Origin of the sequence: Arenibacter certesii DSM 19833 (assembly GCF_000429545.1) — a bacterium.
Lineage (GTDB): Bacteria > Bacteroidota > Bacteroidia > Flavobacteriales > Flavobacteriaceae > Arenibacter > Arenibacter certesii.
In genome coordinates this window covers 1-26,526 of sequence record NZ_AUCB01000021.1, presented here as the reverse complement: position 1 = coordinate 26,526, position 26,526 = coordinate 1, and the positions used below count along the sequence as shown (strand labels likewise).

At 36.3% G+C, this 26,526-nt stretch carries 22 protein-coding genes; 2 read left to right on the top strand and 20 right to left on the bottom strand.

Annotation, left to right across the window (positions count from 1 at the left end; genetic code table 11):
• Positions 1-642: 642 nt before the first annotated feature.
• Positions 643-2,883 (bottom strand): ligand-binding sensor domain-containing protein, encoded by a 2,241-nt coding sequence (locus G466_RS0111860; protein WP_026813862.1) that lies wholly within the window; start codon positions 2,881-2,883, stop codon positions 643-645.
• A gap of 1,257 nt (positions 2,884-4,140) precedes the next feature.
• On the bottom strand, positions 4,141-5,565 hold the full coding sequence (locus G466_RS0111855; protein WP_026813861.1) for an L-serine ammonia-lyase: 1,425 nt from the start codon (positions 5,563-5,565) through the stop codon (positions 4,141-4,143).
• A 466-nt stretch (positions 5,566-6,031) separates the two neighbouring features.
• Between G466_RS0111855 and dnaK the strand changes: the two genes are divergently transcribed.
• Positions 6,032-7,945, top strand: coding sequence for a molecular chaperone DnaK (gene dnaK, locus G466_RS0111850; RefSeq protein ID WP_026813860.1), 1,914 nt, complete (start codon positions 6,032-6,034; stop codon positions 7,943-7,945).
• 322 nt (positions 7,946-8,267) lie between these two features.
• Here the strand turns inward: dnaK and G466_RS0111845 are convergent, their stop codons facing one another.
• The 18 genes from G466_RS0111845 to G466_RS0111760 all read right to left on the bottom strand — a co-directional run bounded on the left by G466_RS0111845 (position 8,268) and on the right by G466_RS0111760 (position 25,978).
• The gene (locus G466_RS0111845) at positions 8,268-8,528 is read right to left on the bottom strand and encodes a hypothetical protein (protein ID WP_026813859.1); all 261 of its coding nucleotides are present in this window, start codon (positions 8,526-8,528) and stop codon (positions 8,268-8,270) included.
• 57 nt (positions 8,529-8,585) lie between these two features.
• A complete protein-coding gene (locus G466_RS0111840; protein WP_026813858.1) occupies positions 8,586-9,416 on the bottom strand; it encodes a hypothetical protein in 831 nt (276 codons plus the stop codon).
• Positions 9,417-9,436: 20 nt separating this feature from the next.
• Positions 9,437-10,453, bottom strand: coding sequence for a GNAT family N-acetyltransferase (locus G466_RS0111835; protein WP_034235468.1), 1,017 nt, complete (start codon positions 10,451-10,453; stop codon positions 9,437-9,439).
• A gap of 13 nt (positions 10,454-10,466) precedes the next feature.
• Complete coding sequence (locus tag G466_RS0111830; RefSeq protein WP_026813856.1) at positions 10,467-11,591, bottom strand: glycosyltransferase family 4 protein; 1,125 nt, start codon at positions 11,589-11,591, stop codon at positions 10,467-10,469.
• Positions 11,588-12,217 (bottom strand): formyltransferase family protein, encoded by a 630-nt coding sequence (locus tag G466_RS0111825; protein ID WP_026813855.1) that lies wholly within the window; start codon positions 12,215-12,217, stop codon positions 11,588-11,590. The genes G466_RS0111830 and G466_RS0111825 overlap by 4 nt, the downstream gene beginning before the upstream one ends.
• Positions 12,195-12,806, bottom strand: coding sequence for a sugar transferase (locus G466_RS0111820; protein WP_026813854.1), 612 nt, complete (start codon positions 12,804-12,806; stop codon positions 12,195-12,197). The genes G466_RS0111825 and G466_RS0111820 overlap by 23 nt, the downstream gene beginning before the upstream one ends.
• Positions 12,807-12,932: 126 nt before the next feature.
• Positions 12,933-14,132, bottom strand: coding sequence for a glycosyltransferase family 4 protein (locus tag G466_RS0111815; RefSeq protein ID WP_026813853.1), 1,200 nt, complete (start codon positions 14,130-14,132; stop codon positions 12,933-12,935).
• Between the two features lie 4 nt (positions 14,133-14,136).
• Entirely contained in the window at positions 14,137-15,273 is a 1,137-nt protein-coding gene (gene wecB, locus G466_RS0111810; RefSeq protein ID WP_026813852.1) for a non-hydrolyzing UDP-N-acetylglucosamine 2-epimerase, read from the bottom strand.
• Positions 15,274-15,293: 20 nt separating this feature from the next.
• Entirely contained in the window at positions 15,294-16,427 is a 1,134-nt protein-coding gene (locus tag G466_RS0111805; protein ID WP_026813851.1) for a polysaccharide biosynthesis C-terminal domain-containing protein, read from the bottom strand.
• 132 nt (positions 16,428-16,559) lie between these two features.
• Positions 16,560-16,982 carry a dTDP-4-dehydrorhamnose 3,5-epimerase family protein gene (locus G466_RS0111800; RefSeq protein WP_026813850.1) on the bottom strand — a complete coding sequence of 141 codons (423 nt, stop codon included), beginning with the start codon at positions 16,980-16,982 and terminating at the stop codon, positions 16,560-16,562.
• On the bottom strand, positions 16,983-17,987 hold the full coding sequence (locus G466_RS0111795; RefSeq protein ID WP_026813849.1) for a polysaccharide biosynthesis protein: 1,005 nt from the start codon (positions 17,985-17,987) through the stop codon (positions 16,983-16,985).
• A gap of 6 nt (positions 17,988-17,993) precedes the next feature.
• Positions 17,994-19,070 (bottom strand): glycosyltransferase family protein, encoded by a 1,077-nt coding sequence (locus G466_RS0111790; protein ID WP_026813848.1) that lies wholly within the window; start codon positions 19,068-19,070, stop codon positions 17,994-17,996.
• A gap of 413 nt (positions 19,071-19,483) precedes the next feature.
• The gene (locus G466_RS21920; RefSeq protein ID WP_051315635.1) at positions 19,484-20,173 is read right to left on the bottom strand and encodes an acyltransferase; all 690 of its coding nucleotides are present in this window, start codon (positions 20,171-20,173) and stop codon (positions 19,484-19,486) included.
• Positions 20,174-20,177: 4 nt separating this feature from the next.
• On the bottom strand, positions 20,178-21,392 hold the full coding sequence (locus G466_RS0111780; RefSeq protein WP_026813847.1) for a glycosyltransferase: 1,215 nt from the start codon (positions 21,390-21,392) through the stop codon (positions 20,178-20,180).
• Positions 21,386-22,489, bottom strand: coding sequence for an O-antigen ligase family protein (locus G466_RS0111775; protein WP_157373863.1), 1,104 nt, complete (start codon positions 22,487-22,489; stop codon positions 21,386-21,388). Before G466_RS0111775 ends, G466_RS0111780 begins: the two co-directional genes overlap by 7 nt.
• Before the next feature lie 154 nt (positions 22,490-22,643).
• A complete protein-coding gene (locus tag G466_RS21915) occupies positions 22,644-23,804 on the bottom strand; it encodes a glycosyltransferase (RefSeq protein WP_034235457.1) in 1,161 nt (386 codons plus the stop codon).
• On the bottom strand, positions 23,797-24,432 hold the full coding sequence (locus G466_RS0111765) for a CatB-related O-acetyltransferase (protein WP_229797209.1): 636 nt from the start codon (positions 24,430-24,432) through the stop codon (positions 23,797-23,799). Before G466_RS0111765 ends, G466_RS21915 begins: the two co-directional genes overlap by 8 nt.
• Positions 24,433-24,544: 112 nt before the next feature.
• On the bottom strand, positions 24,545-25,978 hold the full coding sequence (locus tag G466_RS0111760) for a lipopolysaccharide biosynthesis protein (RefSeq protein WP_026813844.1): 1,434 nt from the start codon (positions 25,976-25,978) through the stop codon (positions 24,545-24,547).
• A gap of 296 nt (positions 25,979-26,274) precedes the next feature.
• Between G466_RS0111760 and G466_RS0111755 the strand changes: the two genes are divergently transcribed.
• The coding region (locus G466_RS0111755) for a transposase (RefSeq protein WP_026813843.1) at positions 26,275-26,526 on the top strand (252 nt) is incomplete at its 3' end.

Genomic DNA, 26,526 nt, shown 5'->3' with positions numbered 1-26,526 from the left:
ATTATAAGTAATAGAGGCATTACAGGCAATAGTCTATATAGTTTAAAAGATTTTGATAAATCTATCATTTTCTAGGACGATATTACTTCGGGACTTAATTGATGTTTTTTGTTTTGGAGATTAATATAGTGCTGTTATCCTATCTATACGTTAAGTTTTATCTATATAAATGTAAGCAAGAAAAACCGATGCTTTAATAGTATCAATTAAGTTCACCGATTTATATAGGTACCCTTGATTTATATTGTATAAAGTTAGCCTCCTTGCGCCTCCCTAGAGGAATAATTTTCATCTATATAATTATTCAAGACGCTGATTATCAGGTAATAAACTTGACCAAAAATAAACGCCTACTTTAATTATCAAAAAAAATTATTGAAAATTTGAGCTGAATTTTCGTTAACCCCTCCTGAAAGGTCGAAACCAAAGGGAGCGAAAATTCATCATTATATAAACAAGTCCAGAAGAAGTCCGACCATTACAGCATGGTGTAATGACTTTTCCGGTATAAAGTGGAGGTCTTTTAAATATACACTTCTACCTAAATGATCTAAATACACCTTATAAACCCACCAAACTTATGTTGACTAAAGCTCGTACGCTCGTGCCCGCCCGAGGGAGGAACTCAAATCTTTATTCTAGTTACTCCACCATTGGTTCACTTATAATACCTAAATATCGTCCCATCCAATAGGGCAGGAGCCAAATATCCCCTGCAGAATACTCTTCTCCGCCATCATTCCCTACCTTATCTAGACGAAACATATTGCCATTATGACGTTGAACTCGCCTTTCATCTGGAGGTAATACTTCGGTGAGGGTCTGTTCTCTAAAATTGGGTTCTATAAAGGTGATGTCTTTTCTATGACTATTCATAATATCCCAAGTAACCAAGTCCATTGGGTGCTCTCTAAGGTACCACGCCGCTTCTTCCAGATCAAATTCTTGTGTGCCCGTTAATGCAGTCATAATATTCCAGGCCCCTTCTTTTTCGGGTCTTTCAATTTCCCAATGATCAATTATAGATTCTTTGAATTTTGTTTTAAGGGTATCGTTAAAAGCATACCTATACAATCCCCAATACCCTAGAAAGTACATTTCATCATCGGAATGGTTCCAGGATTCGGACAGCATTTTGCTCCAATCGTCAGCATCATCAGGAGCCATAGCCACATCTTTCATGGGCCACATTAAGTTGTCCAGATAACCGTGATTTTCCATAAGATCGAAGGCTTTTTCCTTATATTTTTCCTTACCAGTAAAATGATAGGCTGTTTGCAACATAGCTACAATATTGGAAGCATTAATCTTTCGATCCCCCACCATTTTGGGCCTTTCGTTTACATATTCTGGGTTCCAACGTCCCCAGGTGGTAGGTTTGCCATCAAAATCAACGAGGTACAAATCGTTCTTTACTATATGACTCATTAGGGTGTCTATCAGAACAATGGCACGGTCTTTCAGCTCATTATCCATAAGTTCGGCCATTACTCCATAGGCGAAAATATGTCCTATTGCTTCATCACTACTAGTAGTAGATTTCCAATCCCATTCAGGATCATCTGTATGCTGCCATCTTTCAGGGTCTCCCAAACGCTCTATATATCCACTTCGCTCATAGGAGCGGGAAGGAAATCCTGGCACTGGATTAATATCGAAAAGTCGCTCCATAGCATCCATAGCTTCCATACAGTTTTGCAATGCTTCTTCTGATTTGGTTACTGAATAACGGAATGCTTGTCCGGCTAAATACATGGTGGTCCATAGTCCATCATTATCGGAATCTGAGAGTCGTCCAGAATCAATATTTCCATTATCTAGATCTACCAAGGTGGAATTAAACCCTAAGCGAATGTGTCTATGTCGTACTTGTTTTTCAAAATATTGCGCTTTATCAAAGAGGGTCATTTCCTCAAAAACGATTTGACCCAGGCCGTCATCGGTTAGAATTAGGATAGAACCATCGTTCGCTTTTGAAATATGACGTACCATATTTCCTGGCAACCATCTTTTTCCGTAATAGTAATTATATTTGCCGTCCTCTTTTAGCATAAAGGCGCCCTTTGTGGATCCAAACCAAAGATTCCCATCAATGTTTTCTATACAGGTTATTTCGGTCCACGGTAAATCTTTATGCGTTTCACTAATTTTTTTTCCCGTAGCAGAAGCCACTTCTAGATATCCATCTAAAGTACCTATGATTAAATTGGCATTCATTATTGCCAAGGAGGTGAAATTCTCCCCTTCGACAATTTTTGTTTGGCTTTGTTTATTGGGGTCGAATGCGGTTACCGATTTTTTTCCAAGGATATAGTAGATACTTTTTTTATTATCGAATTCAATACTAATGACTAAATCATTGGCGACTTCCCCTTTCCATCCTTTATTATTCTTGCTCACATATTGTAGAGCGCTACCGTCGCTAATTAAAAAGCTAAAATCCCTACCTGCGGAAAATAGGGAGGCTTTGGGTAAATCGTGCTTCAGGTATAGTGTACCTGCCCAAGCATTGCTAAGGACCGCTTTATCATCTAAATATATAAACTGATCCTCATACAAGGTCATTGCTGTAATATTTTTATCGGTAAGAGGTCTATAGGTTTTGTCTTGCATAAGTATTCCTGGGTACAGAAACTGACCATCGTGCGTGCGCAGTACTCCTTTAGAGGAAGCAATCTGGATTAATTTGTTCCTATCCATATAGGCAGAATATAATTCAAGATCTTCATTATTAGACATATATTTTATACTGTAATCCTGAAAATAGGGTACATCCTTATAAACTGGCAAAGTTGCAGTGGAGCGTGTTTCGTTGGGAGCTTCTTTACAGGCAAGGGATAGTAATAGCAGTAGCCATACCGCATTTAGTAGATAGGTTCTCATATAGACATCATTTTAGTTGGTTAAAAGCGTCCATGGTTAAAGTGCGACTTAAAGGCGCGGACTAGTGGTGGAGCCTCGTATACAAATAAACCTGTTTTTAGGATGAGATACCTCGTATATGTTACGTGTTTTACATTAAATATTGACCTGATAAGTGGTAGGTGGGATTTTTTGAGAGTATCTGTGTTAGGATAGTTGCGAATTTAAAATATATTAAAGTAGGATTGGATCAATTTGGAAATGAGGCGATTTGTTAATTTGGTCATGTACTCGTGTATCAATGTAACAGTTGACCAATGTAGAAAAGTGCCAATAAGGGTGGTTTGGAAATGAATCAATGTATTGATATAGCAATTGACCACTGTGGAATTGTAGCAATAGGAAATTTGACGATGAGTTCCTTTGAAGATTTGGAGAGGTGTTAATGTAGCAATGTAATAATTGGTAATTTAAAAATGTGCTGATTTGCAGATTTGTAAATTGGTTAATTCGATGAATGCGTTATGGACCGTTGTATGAATTTCCCTGTTTACTGGTCACTGGCCACTGATTTCACTGCTAATTGTTCATTATTTTTGCTTACCGAATAAGGTTGCTAAAGCCGGCCATGCCTATCTACCAGCGGGATCAGCTACCGGATTATTGGAGATTGCGCTTGCCTGCCTTTAAGTAGGCGTGGTCAAAATCAGTTGTAATTGAGGGCAATTCATTTTGCTATAATCCTCAATTTTTCTCGATTGAGAAATCTCATCCTCTGGAGGAATTAATGTACCAATGGTGTTGGGCTACACGTGAAGCTTTCCAATTTTGGCAAAAGCCGTTATTCTAAATTGGCTAATAATCCCCGTGAAAACTTACGGGACCATTCATTACCATTTTTTAGATCTTATAAAAGTTGACCGTTTCTGGGAAGTAAGATTCATTGCTGGTATGAGTTCGCTAGTCAGGTCAATGTTATGGATAAGTGGTTTAGACAGGAAACCTAAGCCCTAGTTATGCACACAGATTCATTAATCAGAGAACAGCGATATTTTAGTAATCTTACAGTCTCATTACTACCTTCTATGCACTTTGTACAAACGTAAGCTCTGTTGTAGTTTTCTATCCCTCCGGCTTGCACTTTTGGGCAAACCACCTTCCTGCCAAATAAAGGAAGGTGCGTATATTTTTTTCTTTAGTAGTGGTCAATCTGTATTAGGGACATTCAACGTTCAAAAATCTCAATAGGCACTACTTTATACCCACGCCTATCCCAAATCAACAATCACTTAGGAATACCCCTACTGCGAGTCCGCCTTCCGAGGTCTCCTTGTATTTGGTGCTCATATCCTTGGCTGTTTCCCACATGGTGTTCACTACTTTATCTAGTGGAACCTTAGCATTGGCAGGATCTGCATCTAATGCCAATTCTGCGGCATTTATGGCTTTTATAGCACCCATACAGTTCCGTTCTATGCATGGTATCTGTACCAAGCCTGCTATAGGATCACAGGTGAGGCCTAGGTGATGTTCCATAGCAATTTCCGCTGCCATGAGGACTTGCTCTGGAGTACCGCCCATAAGTTCGGTTAAGGCTGCCGCTGCCATAGATGAGGAAACGCCAATTTCTGCCTGACAGCCACCCATGGCGGCTGAGATAGTGGCACCTTTTTTAAAGATACTGCCTATTTCTCCTGCAACGAGTAAGAATTGCTTTATATGTTCAAAATCAGCTTCATGGTTTTCAATGACCATATAGTACATCAGTACTGCTGGAATTACTCCGGCGCTCCCATTCGTTGGTGCAGTTACCACTCTTCCTAAAGAGGCATTTACCTCATTTACGCTGAGTGCAAAACAGCTGACCCATTTAAGGATTGATCGAAATTTCACCTCTGTTTTCCGAATGGTCTGCAACCATTCTTCTGGCGTAGAGTAGGGTAGGTTGCCTTTTAATTTTTCATGGGAATCGTATGCACGTCGCCTAACATTGAGGCCCCCTGGTAAATGTCCTTCGGTATGGCAGCCGGTGTACATAGAAGAAAGCATCGTATCCCAAATGTGATGTAAACCTTGGTCTATTTCTGCATCGGTGCGTAAGGAGCGCTCATTTTCCAAGACTATTTCTGAGATAGATTTATTTTCCGTTTTGCAAGTTGCCAACAGCTGTACACCATTTTGTATGGGGAAGGGAAACGTTTTAAAAACTTCTTTTTTCTTTTTGGAATTGGCCATTTCTTCCTTTACTACAAATCCGCCTCCAATAGAGTAATAAGTTTCCGCTATTTTTTTGCCATTCGCGAGAGTGGCAATAAAGGTCATTCCATTCGCATGGAAAGGAAGGAATTCCCTAACAAATACAATATCCGTTTTTGGGTCGAAGGAAATTTCTAGGGTTGTATCTAAATGAAGTGTTTTGCGATCTTTAATTTCTTGGATAATCCCTTCTATACTTTCTATAGGAACGGTTACTGGATCGGCACCTGTTAATCCCATCATAATAGCGATGTCCGTAGCGTGACCTTTTCCGGTTAGGGCCAAGGAGCCATAGGCCTCTACCCTGAGACTTCTTATGGAGTTGAAGACTTTCTTTTTCTTTAGTTCCCCAATAAATCGCTCACCAGCACGCCAGGGGCCTAAGGTGTGGGAACTGGAAGGTCCAACCCCAATTTTCAGCATATCGAAAACACTAATACATTCCATCTATATTACTATTATTTTGGCAGTAAAGATAGGATTATAGTACCTATGAATCAATTTAGCCATGAATCAATTTTTCAATTTGATAATTTGAAGCGTTATAGATGAACCGAAGTAGAAACGCACCAATTGTATATTGTGCCAATAAGTTTTATTTTACATACTGTCCATCTTTCTACTCACATCTCACATCTGAATATTGTTTTTTCGCATTAGTGATTGCAATGTATAGCTCCCATTTGCCGGCCTACTAGGGGCGGTTAATGGGACTAGCAATGAAAAGCACGACCCTTTGGCTTATTTATGCCAAAGGGGAATGCCCAAATAGGTATGAAAAATCACTGAAATAAGAGATAAATTAGGGTGAACTGCCACCTTGTCATATTTATTTGTGATGGCACAATCCTTGTCTTATTAGTGACGAGAACAATTAAAAGAATTTATAACATAACATAGTAAATACATAAACATGAGTAAAATTATTGGAATAGATTTAGGAACAACAAACTCTTGTGTTTCCGTAATGGAGGGTAATGAGCCTGTTGTGATCCCAAATGCAGAAGGTAAGAGAACTACTCCATCTGTCATTGCTTTTGTAGAGGGTGGTGAGATTAAGGTTGGCGATCCTGCAAAAAGACAAGCAGTTACCAATCCAACGAAAACCATTTACTCCATTAAACGTTTTATGGGGAATAAATATTCGGAATCTAATAAAGAGGCCGATAGAGTACCTTATAAAGTGGTAAAAGGAGATAATGATACCTCTAGAGTAGATATTGACGGTCGTTTATATTCACCACAGGAATTATCGGCCATGATTCTTCAGAAAATGAAGAAAACGGCTGAAGATTATTTAGGTCAGACCGTTTCTAGGGCTGTTATTACGGTTCCTGCTTACTTTAACGACGCACAAAGACAAGCTACTAAGGAAGCTGGTGAAATTGCCGGACTTACGGTAGAGCGTATCATTAACGAACCTACCGCAGCTTCTTTGGCTTATGGTATGGATAAGAAGGATACCGACCAAAAAATAGTAGTTTTTGATTTTGGTGGAGGTACACATGATGTTTCCATTCTTGAATTGGGTGATGGTGTTTTTGAAGTATTGTCTACCGAAGGAGACACCCACTTGGGAGGTGATGATGTAGACCAGAAGGTAATAGATTGGTTGGCGGACGAATTTAATAGTGAAGAAGGTATAGACTTGCGTAAAGATGCCATGGCATTGCAACGTTTAAGGGAAGCTGCAGAGAAGGCAAAAATTGAGTTGTCGTCTTCTTCTCAGACCGAAATTAACTTACCATATGTTACGGCTACCGCTTCGGGACCTAAGCATTTGGTACGTACTTTGACCAGATCAAAATTCGAACAATTGATAGATGATTTGGTAAAAAGAACGATTGCTCCTTGTGAGTCGGCCCTAAAAGCAGCAGGCTTAACAAAAAGTGATATAGACGAGGTAATTTTGGTAGGGGGATCTACCAGGATCCCAGCTGTACAGGAAGCGGTAGAGAAGTTCTTTGGCAAGAAGCCATCTAAAGGAGTTAACCCAGATGAAGTAGTTGCAGTTGGTGCTGCTATTCAAGGTGGGGTTCTTACAGGAGATGTAAAAGACGTATTGTTATTAGATGTTACACCTTTATCCTTAGGTATTGAAACTATGGGTGGCGTAATGACTAAATTAATTGACGCTAACACGACTATCCCTACTAAGAAATCACAAGTTTTCTCTACTGCAGCAGATAATCAGCCTTCGGTTGAAATTCACGTACTGCAAGGAGAGCGTCCTATGGCGACCGACAATAAAACTATTGGACGTTTCCATTTAGACGGTATTCCACCAGCACAAAGAGGAATTCCACAAATTGAGGTAACTTTTGATATTGATGCTAACGGGATTATAAAAGTATCTGCTACAGATAAGGCTACTAATAAGAGTCAGGATATTAGGATTGAAGCTTCTTCCGGGTTGACTGAAGAGGAAATCAAGAAGATGAAAGCTGAGGCCGAAGCTAATGCAGAAGCTGATAAAAAAGCGAAGGAAACTGTAGATAAGCTGAATGAGGCGGATGGTATGATCTTCCAGACAGAGAAGCAATTGAAAGAGTTTGGCGATAAATTGTCTGCTGACAAAAAGAAGCCAATCGAGGAAGCTTTGGAAGAACTTAAGAAAGCGTATGAATCTAAGGATCTAGCTGTAATTACACCTGCTTTGGATAAGATTAATGAAGCATGGAAGGTAGCTTCTGAAGAAATGTACAAAGCGCAAGCAGAGGCACAACAAGGTGCACCTGCAGGGGCCGGAGCGGATTCTGCTTCATCTAATGGAGAGTCCAAAGAAGCCGATAACGTTGAGGACGTAGATTTTGAAGAAGTGAAGTAATATCACATCGCGATAATAACAAACCCCCATCATGTAATTGATGGGGGTTTTGTTTTTTACGGCCTATACCTTTCCTCTAGAGATAACCCTACTGGCTATTTATACCCATATCCTGTCTATCGTAAAACTATTTTATCTGTAAGCAAATCCAAAAATTAGTCACGTTATAAAATAGCTGGAAACTAGAAATCAGCTAATAATCTTTATGAGACATATTATTCTTTTGTAGTCGTTTTCCCTTGGGTATAAGCGCGATTTTAAGAGGAATATAGTTTTTGCGACATTACCACATGGCAAAGTTATTTTTCTCAGAAATACTGTGTTATGCTAATCCATTCAGGATAACCCAAAGGCCGGCATATCCATATATAGAGGTGCAATCCTTGTAATTGGAATAGGGAATACGTCTAAGTAATAAGGGGATAGCTATTGGTCTATTGTTTTCGGAAAAACATATCATAACGGGCGCTTCCTCACTGCTTTTCGTTATTTGATGATATTCGTACGTGTGATACAGATTATAGGTGTCCACTTCTTTTAATATCGCATTCCATTGGTCCTTATTATCAATTACAGTGAACATTCACCTATGGTTTTTGAAAAATCAGTAAACCGAATTTCATATAGTTTAATATTGAAATTACTTGGTAAAAACTGAGCTGAAATCCAGTTTGGTCAATCCAAATTCTTTTCTAAAACCGTCGGTAACAAGCTTAACTCTGTATTTCATTAACTTTCTAATAATATTTTCATAGAAATCCTTAGTTAGAAAGTTATAGGAATTCATTTTCTTTACTGCCTCCGGGGTGCTACAATAATTTTCGGTATTTCCAATGCTATAAATAGCTCCAGGAAAGGGTAGAGGCTGCAACTTTTCACCAGTACCCAAGGTAGTGAAGTCATGATTGTAAAGTGGGTATGGTTTTTCCTGTAACAATTGATTTATATATTCCGATCTTACAACGATACAGGTCCCACATAAAACATTAAAAGTATTCTTATTAAGAAAGATCAAATTGCTACCCTCATTGTAGATGTAACCTTGTTTAATGAACCAACCAGGAACATTGTTGGTATCTTCTTCTGCCAACTTTGCAATATGCTTACTAATGCAATCATCGGCATCTACAACCATGTAATGGGAGGCGTTATATTTTTTAGAGTAAGCTACGCCCTGCATTATCTTTTTAGCTTTATCAGCTTCTTTGGCGGCATTCCTATAGTTTAATGGATCATCTGATTGCAATTTTTCAATATTTTTTGCAGTAGGAGGGTCAAAATCTACCTGTATAAATTCTAAAGCCGGATGTTGAAAATTAAGTTTCGGTATTTCGTGGCAAACCGCTACCACCTTAAAATTACTACTTGTCTGCTGGCAAATAGATCTCATGGTCCTTTCTACCAAAATTGAAAACACTTCCCAATTGGAGGATATTTGGGCACTTTTTATGGGTACAATAAAAATAATCATTTGGGTATTTTTATAAATTATTAAATAATGGCCCGGTACGCCGGGAAAAAATCGGTTTCCGTTATAGCGGCATCTTGTTTTAGTTCGTTATAGACGTTTTCATCTACTATAAATTTCCACACGTTAAATAATCGTATGTCTTTGGAAAAGGATGATTTAAAATTAAATAAGGCATCTTCCTTACTTTGATAACCACCACCAAGATTAAAGTAGGTGAATTTCTCTTGAGTACCACTTATGCGCATTTCATCTAGCAGCAATCGAGAGGGCGTAATATTCATATAATCTGGATTGGTTCCTGAAAGGTGATATTGAATTATGTTATTTGTTTTTACAAACATGGAACCGGCAACCACTTCTTTACTTTCATTATGGATTGCCAAAAGTATCTCCGTTTCAAAATCCTTACATTTTAAAAAATTAAAGAAGTAATCCTCATCAAAGAAATAAGATGAATCTGCCTCTAATTTTTTCATAGTTTCTATATAAATATCAATAAAGCTTCTAATGTCCTCCGCATTTTCAGCTTTTCTAACAGAACATAATCTTCTTGCCTTATTAATTCTACTTCTGGTATCCCTACGATATGCAGAACGTTGATCATCTAAAGTTTGGGTTAGGTCTATATTAACCACCTTGCCACTAGGATTTACATTGCCCATACCTGATAAGATGTTATTCTGATTGGAAATATATGGATTAAGACGTGAAAAGACAGAAATGATATTTCTCTTCTTAAAATACGCCATAAGGCAATTTTGAAACTCCTTAAAATCGTTATATTCCGAGGTGTTATTGCATAATGGTCCTGCATAGCCATAGACCGATGTGGCATCTAAATAGGGGGTGTTAAGAATAGGGCGGACCAATAGTGGGAGCGCTACTGTTAAATGATTATTGGTGTATAATAATAGTACAGGATCCTCTGTATCATTTTTAGATAGGTGATGATAATCATACGTATGATAGAAATCATAGTCCCCTAACTGCCCCAGAGCATTCTCCCAATCTTTCTTCTCTGTTATTATATCTAACATGGCGCTAAAGATGTTAAGTGAGTTTATTATAAATAGCCAATGTCTTTTTGGACATGGCCTCTATAGTGAAATTTTTCAATGCTTTTATTTTTCCATTTTCTGCAATGGAATCCCTAAGTTCCTTGTTTTCAATTAATGGCTGCAGAATAGCTGCCAATGCTTTGGCATTACCGTTTTGGAATATATAACCCTCTTTATCATGATCAATTTGGTCTAAAGCTCCATTAGTGTCAGTCCTAACGGTGCAGCACTTACTCATCATTGCTTCTATGGATACAAGGCCAAAAGCCTCATATTTGGAAGGAAGTACAAAAATATCGAACACTTCATAGAACGGTTTTGGATCCTGAAAAGGTACAATACTTATTTGGTTCTTTAGTGCGGATTTTTCAACTATATTTTGTAGCCAAATTTCATCGGGTTCTAACCAATAATCACCTAGAAAAACGATATGTATGTTGTCTGTAGTGGTTGTTGGAAGATGTTTCTCCAAGGCAGTAATGAGGACATCCAATCCTTTGTCCTCAGTAATTCTACCTACATAGCCAATAATTACTTTTTCTTTTGGCAGATTATACTTTTGTTTTAACAGTGTTAGCTCTTTTTCAGGAGATGTTTCGGCATATCTTTTGGAAATACCATGGCATATTACTGAAACACTGTCTGGCTTTGCCCCTAATTTTTCTATGCCATATTCTTTGGACTCTCTACTTATAGCGATTAATTGAGTGGGATTTTTATATTTAAAACTTTTCTCCAATTGCACATTCACATTATGGATCGTAGATACAAATGGCTTGCCTAATATCCATGGTAAAAAAGACATATTAGGGGATTGTGAATGGATTACATCTGGTTTAAGCTCTTTTATCCACTTAAGGATTTGGTAAATAGCAGCAGTTGAAATACCTATTTTATTAAGGATATTTCCCGATGGCGTTTTAAATGTTCTAACTTCCGTGCCTAGGTTCTTAAAATCATTTTCAATTTTAACTAAGTACTCATTGTTTCTGTCCGTTATGCCACCAGTAATAAGAACAAGCTCGTGCCCTAGATCAACAAGCCCCTGGGCAAGGTCTAAGGTATGAAGTGTTACGCCACTTTTTTCAATTCTGCTTAATAAGAATAGGACTTTCAATATTGTAATATTTGATTTTTGGACTTTTTGTTCTTAAAGTGTTTTTTTTCTATCAATGAGATTGTCTTTAGGACAATCTTTTTTCCTTTTTTTCCAAATTTTGGATATACCGTTTCAAACGTTTCGTTTTTTTTAAACTTAATTACCTCTTGGCATAAAATTGTTCCCTTATCTATTTCCTCATCAATAATATGGGTTGTAAGTCCAGAAACCTTTACTCCATACTCCAAAGCTTCCTGGATTGCCGTATGTGTTCTTAAAAAACTTGGAAAGAGGGAAGGATGAATATTAATTATTCTGTTGGTAAAAGCCTTCAATAAATCTTGTTTAATAATATGCTTGAAACTCAGTAATAATACATAGTTAATTTCCCTTTGCTTTAAAATTTTTAAAATTTCTTTCTGATAGGTCTCTTGGCTTTCAAAATGGTTTCTTTGTAATCGTAGGGTTTCTATACCTGCTTTTCTTGCAACTTTTGCAGCACCACAAGGTTCTACTTCGTATATAAGTAGACTAATTCTGGAACGATCCAATTCTCCCTGTGTATATGCGGTAATAACATCTTTTGCGTTACGGCCCCATCTAGAAACCAAGATAGCCCAATTAAGCTTCTCTTCTGTGATCATTTAAATTTGGCATTATAGTAGCATCTACTGCAATATCTTTGGATATAAGTACGTTTTTTATAGTTTTTAAAAATATCTTGGCATCAAGTAAAAAAGAAATATTTTCTACATATTCCACATCCATGCTCAGCCGTTCGTCCCAACCTAGATTATTTCTACCAGACACTTGCGAAAGGCCTGTAATTCCTGGTAAGACGGAATGTCTAAGTTTTTCTTTTTCCGTATAAACTGATAAATATTGGGTTAATAAGGGGCGGGGACCAATAAGACTCATATCTCCTTTAAGAATATTGATCAACTGGGGTATCTCGTCCATGGAAGTCTTTCTCACTATTTTACCCACCGTGGTTAATCTATCTGCATCGGGTAGAAGATTTCCTTGTGCATCCTTTTCATCGGTCATGGTCTTAAACTTAATTATACTGAAGATACGTTCATTTTTTCCGGGCCGTTTTTGGAAAAAGAAAACTTCGCCCTGATTAAAAATATATAACAGGATAATTAGTAAGATAAAAATTGGACTTAATAGTAATAGCATAACTAAAGCTATCACTAGGTCGAGTACTCGTTTAAAAAAATGTTGGTACATATTAGCGGTCTATATGATAACCAAAGTAAGTATTTAATTTTGGCAATATTTAATATCAAGGATGAACCTATCAAATTTATTGATTAACGGTAGTTTATCGATATTTAACAATTAACTACACTTCAACTACTTCACATTTACTTGGGACATTATATTCTTATAGGCCATAGAAACCAAGAGGGAGCTTTTAAAGTGGTTATACCCATTTTCCCCCATTTCTCTTCTTTTTTCGGGGTTATGGTACAACTGCATTAATTTTTCTTTCAACACTTCTGTTTTACCTGCTTCTGCCCAAAGGCCAGCCCCTATCTCTTCTATATGTGGACCAAAATCGGTATTAACGTCTATGGAGGCCAAAATAGGCACTTTAGCATTAAAATAGACCAGAGATTTAGAAGGTATATTAGGTATGGTAAAATCTTCGCTCAACGATATTAGACCGACATCTGCAATTTGTAAAACTTTAAAATATTCCTCCCTGGTCAGGTAATCTTTTACCTCAACATTGTCTAGTTTTTCTTCAAGGATCAGTTGTTGTAAGTGTTGCTTTTCATTCCCTCCCCCAATAATGAAAAAGAAGATATCCTTAATTGCAGCACAAGATTTAGCAAGTGCCACTATATTTTCCATTTTTTGGGGTTTGCCAATATTCCCTCCGAACATAACGATAAACTTATCAGAGAGACCATATTGCTCCTTAATATTATTAATCTCGGTCTGTTCTAAATTTGGATGTAACGGACTCCAGTTAGGCAATAGGTGTAATTTACTAGCGTCCTGTTCGGGGTTATGGGTTTTTACATACGCTATATTTCCAGGAGACATGCACCCTATGTAATCTGAAGTTTGGTACATCTCTTTTTCTTTCTTCCTAAAATAGGAATAGACCGGGCTTTTAGCGCTCATCATTTGAAGGTCTACTGCATTTTGGGGGAAAATATCACGAAGTACCAAATACATTTTTGCCCCATATTTCCGCTTTATCCAACTGGCTACAGTAACCAGTGTAATTGGAGGAGTGGGCATCATTACCAAATCGAAATTCAAGTCAATTTTGGCTTTTTTAAGTGCTCGTTTATATTGGTAGGGGAGTAGTAGGGTTGCCAATCCTTTCTGTATTTTTCCAACCCTGAACATCTTCATGGTAGGCACCCTTAAAACAGGAACTCCATCCTCTATTTGTAAGCCCTCTATATTGGGGGCATAGGATGGTGCTACCACCATGATATCATGCCCATTATCCCGAAATTCTGCTACCAGTTCGGTAAACATATTGTGATAATGGTCCATATTTGGAACAGCTAATCCTAAATAAATTATTCTCATAAACTTATGATTTAGACCAAACTACCCTGTTAATGTAATCTACATAGGAAATTATAATTCGCACTACTTTTTCACTAACGTTGGGCATGGAATAGTCTGCTACTTCTCTAAAATTGCGTTCTGGGTTCCTATCCTGGACTTCTAGGGCAGCTAGGGCCTGTAAGATGCGTTCTGGGTTAAGTCCTACCATCATTACCGAAGCTTCTTCCATAGCCTCTGGTCGTTCATGAGCTTCTCTAATATTAAGGGCCCTAAAATTTAATATGGACGATTCTTCCGAGATGGTACCACTGTCAGACAATACGGCAAAGGAATGGTATTGCAAGGCATTGTAATCCGAAAACCCTAAGGGTTTTAGAAACTGGATATTCTTATGGGTATCCATTTTCTTTTCATCCAACATATTCCTGGTCCGGGGATGGGTGGATACTATAATAGGATAATCGTATTTTTCGGCGATTAGATTTAAGGAAGTTATCAGTCCTTCAAAATTTTTGGGATTGCTTATGTTTTCTTCACGGTGTGCAGAAACTACGAAGAACTTTTGCTTTTCCAGCTTCAGTTTATCCAATACATTAGAAGCTTCTATTTTTGCTTTAAAATTCCCCAACACCTCGTACATGGGGCTCCCTGTCTTTATGACTCTATCTGGGGATAATCCTTCACGTAAGAGATATTCTCTTGCAATATCACTATAGGTCATGTTGATATCCGCAATATGATCCACTATTTTGCGATTGGTTTCTTCGGGTACACGTTGATCAAAACAACGGTTACCGGCCTCCATATGAAAAACAGGGATTTTTCGTTTTTTTGCTGGTATAGCGCAGAGGCAGGAATTGGTGTCTCCAAGTACTAAAAATGCATCTGGATCTATCTCCTCTAAAAGGGGGTCTATTTTTATAATAATATTCCCTACGGTCTCCGAGGCATTTTTGCCTGCCGCATTCAGAAAATGATCTGGTTTCCTGATTCCTAGATCATCAAAGAATATTTCATTCAATTCATAATCGTAATTCTGTCCCGTATGCACTAAGGTGTGATCTATGGCCTCATTAGCATCAAGGGCGTTTAGCACACAAGCTAATCTTATAATTTCTGGTCGCGTTCCCACGACGGTCAGTACTTTTAATTTTTTCAAGGTTGAATATTTTTTGTTGATTACACATTTACAAAGTAGGTGTCCGCATCTTGCGGGTCGTAAGGCTCATTGATCCAAAATAAAGTGATCAACTCTGTGTCGCCAATATTTTTTATGTTATGGGTATACCAAATAGGCATGTCTACATACGCGGGTTCATTGCCGTCTAGATAATAATCGATGATCTCGTCTGTACCTATCTTTCGCAATTGTATCAATGCTTTGCCGCTGATCACCGCAAAACGTTCCGCTTTTCGCGTATGGAAATGGTTCCCCCTAGTAATCCCTGGGACAGTGGTAGAAAATGAAAACTGGCCGCTAGTTTGGGTACGTGCTATTTCTACAAAGCTACCTCTATTATCCGTGTTTTTAATGTATTTAACGGGGTAATGACTGGTGGGAACATAGCATCTAAAAGTATTGAAAAGCGATTTTTCAAATTCGACTTCCAGACTGGGAAAAACCCCATTTTCCATATAATCCTTTTTATACCGTTGTAATAGGGCAAGTATTTCGGATACTTTAATGTTTTTGGTAGGCGCTATCTTTATTTCCGTGGAGTTTTTATTGATTGATACTCCTTCTTCCACATTATTCATTGCGTTAATAAAGATCTGCACCAGTTCATTAATGTAAATGAGACCTACCTCGCCATCGTTAATTATGGTTGGTGTTTCATTGTGTGCAACCTTATGGCAAAAGGTGGCTACTACGGAATTGTAATTAGGTTTTCCAAAGGGACCAAAAACATTGGGAATAGTGAGAGAGGTGAATTTACCGCCTTCATTTTCTGCCCATTCCATAAAAATTTGCTTGCCCTCTTTTTTGGACTGTCCATATAGATTGTCTTTTTCTTCTTGAGAGGAGGAAGAAAATAATATATGTGGAGTGGCTTTTTTGGATGTACATGCGCTTACCAATTGTTGCACCAAGTCTATATTGGTATTGTAGATTACATTAGGGTCTTCATGTCGATTCATGGCGGCCAAGTGGACTATTGTATCGCACTGTGCTACAAATTCTTCCAGCATAGCCTTATTCCCGAAATAAGATCTTTCAAACGGCACTAAGGTTACCGTGTCGTCTAAATTTAAAGTGTTGTAAAGATGGTTTCCTACAAAACCGGCCTGTCCGGTTATTCCAATTTTTTTCATTGATGCTGATTTTGCCTTAAACGAATATAATTAGTGTTGGAGTGTAACTATTATATATATGTTTTCTCTTATGCTAATTGTGCAATCTAAGGTTTTCTTAACGTATTTATGTATTTAATCAAATATTACCCCTTACCATTTGGCGTTCCAGGTTTCTAATGGGAATCGGATATCATCCTTGGCCGATTCTTCCAAAGTGAAATCTGAAAAAACCATGAGCTTAGAATGGGGAAGAATGGCTTTAAATCCGGTGGCATTTCCTTCAGGTACTTCTAACACTAACGGAGTATCTGCGCTTAGTTCATATCTTTCCGGACTAAAATCGGTAGCGCTATGGTCTGCAATGCTTACAATATTAATTACAAAGCTGCCGCTATGGCAATAGAACCATTTCTTTTCTAGATTATGGCCTTGCCAGGCTCTAATAATATCGATGGAAGAAGGTGCTATCTCGTAAAAACGGACAATGGGGGACATGTCAAAAGCATTGAAAAATTTCATTTTCCCCCTGTTGTCATTAAAAGTGTCTCCTTGGATAGGAACGGCTTGCTGCATTTATAAATTCTCTTTTATATAATTTAAGTTCAATAAGGTTTCCTTTAGGGCAGAGTTGGTGAGTTGCTCGGTATTATGAGAGTGGTAATCCTCAATAACACTAGTATCCGTCTCTCCTTCAGAGAAATATCGGCTGTAATTAAGATCCCTGTTATCCGCTGGTATACGATAGAACTCGCCCATATCCTCAGCTTTTTGCATTTCTTCCCTAGTACAAAGGGTTTCGTACAACTTTTCCCCATGTCGGGTACCAATTACCTTAATCTCGTTATTAGCTTTGTAAATATCCTTAAGGGCCTGTGCAAGGTCGCCTATAGTGCTAGCGGGTGCTTTGTTAACAAAGAGATCCCCTTGGTTTCCATTTAAAAATGCGAAGATGACCAAATCTACGGCATCTTCTAATGACATTAGGAACCGGGTCATATTGGGATCGGTAACTGTTAGAGGAGCATTTTCCTTAATTTGTTTTACGAACAAAGGGATTACAGAACCTCTAGAGGCCATTACGTTGCCATATCTGGTTAGGCAGACGATGGTGTTGTCATTAGGAATATTCCGGGATGCAGCAACGGCAACCTTTTCCATAAGGGCCTTACTGATTCCCATGGCGTTTATAGGGTAGGCGGCTTTATCCGTGCTAAGGCAAATAATGCGTTTTACATTATTGGCCACTGCGGCATCTATGGTGTTCTGGGTTCCAAACACGTTGGTCTTTGTTGCTTCTAAGGGGAAAAATTCACAAGATGGGACTTGTTTTAGTGCTGCAGCGTGAAATACGTAATCTACCCCCTGCATGGCTTTGGCAATACTGTTATAATCCCTTACGTCCCCAATATAGAATTTTACCTTTTCGTTTTTTAATTGGTTCCGCATATCGTCCTGCTTCTTCTCATCCCTGCTAAAGATGCGGATCTCTTTAATATTCGTTTCCAAAAAGCGGTTTAGCACGGCGTTTCCAAAGGAGCCTGTACCTCCTGTAATGAGTAGTGTTTTATCTTTAAACATGTTTTTTTACTTAGCTATTAAAAAATTAGTAACGTTTTTTTCGAAAAAGGAGTAATCTTTTTTTACATCATTTAAAAAAGCACGACACCCATTTTTAAAACTATGATGACAAAAATTATCTCGGTATGTAATTAATTTCTGGGGTAATTCCTCATATCTATCCACAACAATTCCCAAATTATATTTTTTAATTATTTTACTTTGCTCAGTATCCCCATTTACAATACATGGAATGTTATAAAGGGCAGATAAATATAATCTATTACTTAACAATGTACTTCCCTTGTTACTATCAAAGCGGCTAATTAAAATATTAATTAAATCTGTATTCTTTAAGAGATGGGGCTCTTCCTTTTTTTCATAAGGACCATGGAATTTTATGTTTTCAACCTGCTCAGAATTTATTTTTTCCTTTAAATTGGGTAATGCATGTCCAAAACCAATAAATTCCATCTCAAATCTCTTGTCATTTTTTAATTGATCAATAAACTTGGCATCGGAGTTAAAGTCTTTTATTTGACCAATAGTATCTACTTTTAATGTCTTTTTCTCAAATGTTTTCTCTCGGTTAGGAAAGTTATTTAAAGACTCCTCTACAAGATGTATGTCTATATTATGACCTAAAACATAATTTCCCTTGGGAGGTAACCATTGTTTAAAACCGTTGGAGGATATGCATACAAAAAAGGATTGCTCAACAAGCTTTGCAAACCTATTTTTGAAATAGTTCATGACTGGTGAAAAATCCCTGATGTCTAAGATGTATTTTTTTGGATAGTATTTAAAAAGATAATCTCCCATTAAAATTCCAAGTTGACCTGAAAAAACAATAACTTTATCATAGTTGTTCTTTTTAAGGTGCCCAGTTAAAAACGCTCTAAATTTTATGAAATCTAACGTTCTCAATAAGGGTAAGGATACGTTAACCTTATTTTTAAATGGAATACACCCTTCTTCGTCAACTCCATTTCTATCCCATGTATATAAGTCGTATTCGATATTTTCTTTTTCTAAAATGTTTTTATAATATTTGAGATAGGGAGATGTAAAAACATTATTGGGGAACAGTAAGGCGATTTTCATGGGGGATACATTTAAATAGCATTAAGTAATAAAATATAAATATATTTATAATTAAAAAAACTGGAATAAAAACCCTACCAATGGTGTGGAATTGGGGATGAGTTGCCGAATTTAATTATATGATTTCATTTTAGGTGACACCTTTTTTTTACTTGCACATGTTTAATTATTATATTAACGATGGGCAATTGCTTAAAGTATCTACCTATTGATAGAATATTTAATTTTCTTAATCTGATATAGGTTTAGTTCTTTTGTTTCTACTTTCTTTATACTTTATAAAAGTTAATTACTCCATTCTTATAGTTAAACATTCCATATATACGGGTAAATTATTATCCAGCAAAAGTACTACTAAATTGTCGATTATTTTTCTGCTCAAGTAACTCAGTTGCAGGGTGAGTTTAATTAGGCTATTTCACGTTTTCATATAACCGTTCTCGAACCCAGTCGATATTGTTTTTCACAACTTTCGCGGGCACACCTGCACCAATAGAATTGTCAGGAATGTTGTTAGTGACTAACGAACTTGTGCCTATAATACAGTTATTTCCAATTGTAACTCCCTTTAAAATTATTGAATGAGCACCAATCCAGACATGATTGCCAATTTGAATATTTTCTGCGTAATTAATACGTTGTCTGGTCGTATTGTCTAATATGCTATGGGAATCTCCTGTTCTAAATTCAATATGGCTGGAGAACATACAATCTTCTCCAATTATAATTTTTTTATTCGGTTCAGTAACTGCAATGTGAGCAGATTCTATGGTGCTGTTATTCCCTATTTCCAGGGTACAGTGGTGGTCTTCGAACCATACTGAGCCGCCATTAAATTGACAGTTTTTGCCAATGCTTAAAGTGTGATTATCTCCTCTCATGTATATGGTAATGCCCGATAATATAGCACCATGTTCTATATTTATACAGTTATGGTTCCCAATAATATCAAACTTCACATTTAAAAGGATCCCATTGTTTTTTATTTTATTTCCTTTTCCTGAGACTGCTTTTTTATATCTATTCCTAAACCTTTGAAATCTTAGTGCAATATTTAATAAAAACATATTGTCTTTAACTAAATATTTAATTCTATTTCTCATAAGTTTATTCGGTTTTGTTGGCGATTAGAAAATCTAAAATTCTATTAGCTTGGATATAATTGTTTTTTTTGGAAAGAACAAAACTTTTTGCCTCTTGTCCAAAGTGGTGTAATTCCTCATCAGACTTATTAAGAACATCTTTTAAAGTACTCATCATTCCAACTACACTTTCCGTTTCAAATAAATAAACGAATGGATAGTATTCCTTTGGCATTCCCGGGAGTTTTGTTGTTATCATGGGCGTTCCAGAAACCATATATTCCATGTTTTTGGACGGAAAAGAAAATTTGGTGAATTCTTCATTTGTTGGACGAGGATTTATTAATAAGGTAGCAGAAAGTTGCTCTTGAACTACTAATTTATTAGGAACCATTCCCTTAAATATAATCCTGCTATCCTTATTGGTATAGGAGGGCATTTCTGAAGTCATTTCCCCAGCACCGTATAAATGTAGTGCTACATCTTGGTTGTCTAATAACATAAATGCTTCTATTAAGTCTTTTACTCCATATTTGGCATACAATCCACCTGCATAGATTAAAGTTCTTAACCTATTTTTTAGGGCCAGATTATTCTCCATTTTGTTCATCTTTATGTTTACTAGGCCTTCCATTATGATATAGGGTCTATTATTGGGATTGACTACTAAGTTCATCTGTTCCGTCAATAATACGTACCTATCAAAACCCTGTATCATCCTGGTAATGGTAGTAAAGTATAGGGATTGCTTATTTTCCTCATTTTTATTTTCTGTAACCATTAGACCAGGAATGTCAGTTACAATCGCAACCGTGGTTGCTCCTGTTAACTTTGAAGCCAATAATGAAGATAATGAGACTGTAAAGTTTAAAACATCACAAAGGACTATTTTATTTCCTTTATTTAAGAAAGATGTTAAAAACAATACGCTGAAAAAGGTGTAAATAAAAATACCGATGTTTTTAATAATAGGAAGATTTATAAACGGAACGTAGCGGTATTTTAGATTATCAACTTTTTCGGGAGCCAATCTCCAAAGCTTTCTATTGTGGTTGCTGGGAACTACTGGAGGCGTACTTAAGGTTGTTACACTACATAATTTTTCGTGCATTGCCAGTCCTTGGGCCAATAACCTATGAAACTTTTGCGCAGCCTGTTCGGGCTTATTAATGGACGTATCATAAATATATTGTAAAGTTTTCTCCGAGCAAAGTGAGCTTATATACAGTATTTTTAGCATTGACTAATATGACTATAGTATTTATTAATTATCCCTTTATAAATACAAAAAACAATAAAAAATGAAAAAAGACCTTCAAATATGGGTTCCATCATAAAAAGCAAGAACATGGCTATTGCATAGATCAATATTTGCGTGTTTAAATAGATACTTTCTTTATTTATCAGAATTGTTCTTTTGATTTGAATGTAAGATCTTATGGAGTATATTATTAAAATTACGAAAGGTATAATTCCTGCCACACGCAAAACATCAAGCCATAAATTATGGGAGTAGCCAAATTCTTTAATGTCCCATCCCAGGGGATGGGATAGCATGTACTCTAATGACTTAATCCACCTTTCTGTTCTTCCGCCCCCACTAGCTAGTTCACCAGTTCCACCACTCATTCTACCTGCAAAGGTTGTTAGCCAATCTGCATTTAAATCAAAGGAGACATTCCGTATTAAATAGAGAATAACCGCAGCCATGAGTCCAAACAACCATACATTTTTTTTAATGGATTGTCTAGGTAGCATATATAGTATAGCAAAGACAGTTGTTATTAAAAAGATACCCAATTGCGTTCTGCTCCCTAGTCTTAGAGCGCATATTAATGATAAAATAAATAAGCATAATGCCCCTATGTTGAAAGCTACACCTTTTTTTCCTTGTGTAGTAATTAATACTGCAGGAATACACATGTTAAAGGTTAAGAATCCGCCCATGATTGTGGCTGAAATTGGACTGCCGTCCCAAAACATAGGAATAGATCTATCTAATTGTGCAAATCCGCCCTCTTGGAAGTTTAAAAAAACGGATATTACCGCGGAAATAGAGAAAATGGCACCAATAAAGAACAAAATATAAAAAACGGTATTAGATGTTGGTTTTAATCGGACTAAAAATTTTCCAACTAAATAAAATGTTGGTGGAGATAATGAGTAGATTAAAATAAACTGTTTCCCGTCTGCTGCATCCGCACTAAATGAATAAAATAAGGCATAGAAAATTGAAAAAAGAATAAGCAATACAAAATCAAGATCTAAATTTTCTCTAATAAAACTACTTTTTAGAAATACTACAGGCGTTAAAAGATAACCAAATAAATATCCCATACTAAAGGGGTTTAAAAGGTATAAGCCCAATAGGATAATTATTAAAACTCCTGTATCTACTATGTATTTAGGAATTGAATTCATTCTTTCTTCTAATCTTATTTTGATTCTAATTATATTAAAAAACTACAGTACAATAGATATTATAACTCTATTATTTCAATTTATTGATAACGCTACTAATTTTCATTTTTGTCATGCTAACAAATAGATATAAAGCATCCCTGTAAGAGATGTATTTTATATTATAGAGTATATTTTGTAATTTATCTATTGTGATTATATTTGTTACCGTTTTACTTGAATCATAAAGGAAAATTTCATTGCCAGGAATATTAGCTATAATATTGGCGTCAATAGGTTTTAAAGCCTTGCCATAGGATTTTACAATTTCAAAATTCAGTATTTGGGTGGTAAGGATGTAACGTTTATTATATACTTTCCTATACCCATTTAAATCTACGCACAGCTCATGTTTATTAAGTTCTAGAAGTTTATGTAGTTTCAAATTCTCGAAAAAGGCATCATAAGTACTATTTGATTCTTCTAATTTGCTAAAATTAAAGTTTTTAGCTGCGTAATGTAAGAGGGATACTTGGTAGGTACTACTATCTTTAACTGCATGAGTACCTTGGTCGCTGAAGTTGGTTGTTAAGGAAACCTTGGGGTAGAGAAAAAACTTGTTCTTTTCAATCAGGTAAACGATGTAATACTTTAACCAAGATTTTTCTGACCAAGCAGTAACATTATCGGGTGTTTCTGGGTTGGGAGGTAGGACACCTTGATTTTTATACCAGGTATAAAATTCCTCCCAATGCGTCTTGGACCATGCTTGTCCCCAAGAAGAGGCAAATTGAAAATACCAATTATCAAAACCGTCGTCAATAGCAGTAAAGTTGACTACTTTATGCACGTTAAATTGATGGTTATATAAAGATACTCCTCCTATGTACTCTTTCCCTTTCGTAAACTCCAATGCTTTTAAAGTATACTCGTAGAAACAGGGGGATACATAAAGGTCATCTTCAAGTAAAATTACATTTCCATATTCAGTGGCGTAATTTCCGCATTTCAATACATGCTTTCTTAAACCAAGATTGACATCAGAATATACCACTGTTTTTATTCCAAATAGCCACTCAAAGTCTGTTGCTATTTGCAGTACCTCTTTGTTGGTGTCGGAATGATCGATGCTTATAATTAAGGGTACGTTACGATCTGGATAAGTAGCTTTTGAAAGAGAGTCTAATAGGCGCCGTAGCGATCTAGGCCTGTTATAAGCTATAACAACTATGGGCAATGACTGACTATTCATTTTTGTTTTTTTTATAAAATTCTATAATATCCGTAAATTGGTGTGCATTCGCTTTAATCCAATTTATGTCTTTATCCCACCATTTAAAAGCCATTAAAAAGGTGATGTGATCATCAGAAAATCGTTTTTTTATCGGTTTTGCAGGTAATCCACCAACAATGGTGTATGGAGGTACATCTTTAACGACTAAAGCATTGGCAGCTACTATAGCTCCATCTCCAATGTGGACCCCATCCATGATAGAAACACCTTCCCCAATCCATACGTCATTGCCTATAGCTATAGAATACTTTTTATCTTCATCAAATGGTTTTTCAAATTCTTCAAATAATTGTTTGTCAACAAAAGTAAAGCCCGCCTGTTTTCCGGTTGAAAAGAAGGCCGGATGCGTACTTACAAAAGTGTTGGAGGGATGTTTCCCGAAAATACAGGTGACTTTTGGTCCAATTGACGTAAACCTACCAATTTTAGTCTTATAAATATTGCAATTTGGACCTATATAAGAACCATATCCAATCATGGAACTTGCGAGAGTACAGTTATCATTTAGCCTATTATGGCCCTCATATTTATTAGATAGGGTAATGAATACATTCCTGCCAAATGCAATGTCAATTTTTTGTTTCAATCTCATTTTAACGAAGAACATGACTATCGATGTTAAAAAGCTATTTGAAAAAATCAACCTTGAGATGTGCTTTTTCATAGGGTCTACTGCAATCTTTAAGGATTATTAATTCTTATCTTAATAAAGTTTTTATCCTAATCATCAATTGAAAATACTCTGGAATTTTAAACCACCTAATCAAACTAATATATAAGAATATCATTATTATTGGAATAATACAAAGTTGGAGTATTTCATTATCAATTACCTGCATTAAAACGAAAGAGATCAAAACTATTAAAATGCTTATAAAAATGATCTTGGATATATCTTTAATCTGATTTAGTGCTCCATAGTTCATAATCTTACCTGGATAATAAGAATTAATAAAAAAGTGAATGAAAGTGGATATAAGCTCCGCTAAGGCAATATAATAAATGCCATATTTTAAAGCGATTATAAACGCAACTACACGAATAACAATCTTAAAGTAATTTTGACGTAATGCCAAATCTGTACGGCCAATTACGTAAAGAAGGTTTATATTAATTCCAGAAATAACCGTTACAAGTCGTGCGACACAGAAAATTTGCATAATAGGAACGGCAGGAAGCCATTTCTCAGTTAATAGAACTTTTATTAAAGGTTCGGCAAGTATTGCTAAAAAAAGAAATATTGGAATTGTGAATAGGGCAGTGGACTTGATAATTGTACGCGTATATTTGATGAGAAGTTCTCTCTGGTCTTGAATTGTTGAAAGCCCTGGTAAAAGCACACTATCTAAGACCGCACTTAGAATACCGAAAACCATATCTGAAAATTGAGTGCCGCGAGTATAAAAACCTAAATCTTTGGTGCTAATTAATTTCGCAATAAAGAGTGCATAAAAGTTATTTACAGTCGTGTTTAATAAGGACGATGCCAAAAGTTTCGATCCATACGAAAACAGCTCCTTAATAGAAAGCTTGGAAAAAACAAATAGTGGTCTCCATTTAATTAAAAACCAAGTAAGAACGGCTGTAAAGGTAGAGCGTGCCATAATCTGTATTACCAATGCCCAGACTCCAAATCCGGTGTAAGCAAAATACACAGCTATTATTCCTGAAATTATCGTTGCTATTAGGTTAATTTTGGATATAGCCTTAAAATCTAAATCGATAGTAAGCAATGTAATTGGGATGGTAAATAAGGCGTTTATTATTAAAGAGAAAGATATCACCCTCAATAGCAGAGTTAGATCTGTTAAGTCATAAAATTCAGCAATAAATGGTGCCGAAATCCACAAAAGAAGATAGCAGATAATACTTATTAATATGTTGAACCAAAAAACAGTAGAAATGTCCGCTTCTGTTCTTTTTTGTTTCTGAATTAAAGCTTTTGTAAACCCACTATCGATAAATACATTTGAAATTACAATGAAAACCAACAGTATTCCAATAATACCGTATTCTTTTGGAGTAAGAATACGAGCAAGAATAATCCCTATTACAAACTGGACTGCTTGTACGGAAAGACGTTCTATGGCACTCCAAGCCATTCCCTTAAACATTTGGGAACCTAGACTCATAAAATATCTAGTTTATTTTTGGAATTTATAATGCGCATAGTATTTAGTACTCTTTAATTAAGGTCAAATATCCATAATAGAGTATAAATTAGCTAATCCACACTTTGAATGGCAATTAAAATCGTTAAGCACTACCTTTTTAATATTCGAATAAATTTATATTAGTTTTTTAGTAGTTATTATAAAGGGTCAAACATTAGAATCTTTTTCTAAAAAAAAATGAGGCTGTCTAAAAAGGCAGCCTCTTTTTTGTGCTTTATATTTTAAGAAAAGTCCTGTTTTTCGTATCTTAAGGTATGAAAAGAAAAGTTGTATGGAAGACCAACAGTCAGGCACAATTGAGTCTTCTTCCACCCAGTTATGATGATCTTGTTCCAGAGCACCATCCTGTACGTATCGTCAACAACATTTTGGACCAGATAGATATTACCTCCATAGAAAGAACCTATAAAGGCGGTGGCACCTCAAGCTATCATCCTCGGGATTTGCTCAAAATCTTAGTCTACGCCTACCTTCGCAACTTGTATTCATCCCGTAAGATCGAACAG